2 protein-coding genes are annotated in these 516 nt (G+C 54.3%); both read right to left on the bottom strand.

Translation table 11 applies throughout. The annotated features are described in order from the left end of the window. Window positions 1-242 (bottom strand): hypothetical protein (locus AC1RPW_RS07885; protein ID WP_481769426.1); only part of this gene is annotated, 242 nt, incomplete at its 3' end. After that, a partial coding sequence (locus AC1RPW_RS07890) for a hypothetical protein (protein ID WP_481769427.1) occupies window positions 239-516 on the bottom strand: 278 nt, incomplete at its 5' end. The genes AC1RPW_RS07890 and AC1RPW_RS07885, both read right to left, overlap by 4 nt.

The raw sequence follows: 516 nt of genomic DNA on the forward strand, positions 1-516 counted from the left end.
GTTGTGTAGTCGCTGCACCCGAGCCATTCACAGAGTTCGTGGTCAGGCTCCATCCAGTGCCGTTTTCGTACTTCAGCCACTCTACACAGAACGGTTACCACCATTTCGTAGAACGACTGCGCGACCGTGAGTTCCCGCTGCTTACCATCTTTCCGCAGTTTCTTCTCGATCTTGCGGACAAGCGCCTCATTCTGGCCACGCACGTATGGAAGCGCTTGTTCAAGAAGCTCTATGGCCTTCATGCAAACGCGCCTCGCAGAGTCTTTTCGAAATTCGCCATGTTCTGGTTGAATTTGCGCATCATCTCATCGAATTGCGCACGCTCCGCGTCCGTCAGCTCGTCATAGTTGCGAGTTTTCACCGTTGTATTACCGTCTCGGTCCGTCTGGGTGATACGTACCGTACGCGAACTCCAGTCTGCGGCACTGGCGTGGTCATCCGGCTTAGCAGGTTCGGGTTGCACGTCCTTCCCAGTCAGTTCCGCAAACTCTTTTTGCTTGCGCGCAAGATACAGGT

The sequence above is a fragment of the Dellaglioa sp. CoH-55-MRSF-8 genome, assembly GCF_056782195.1.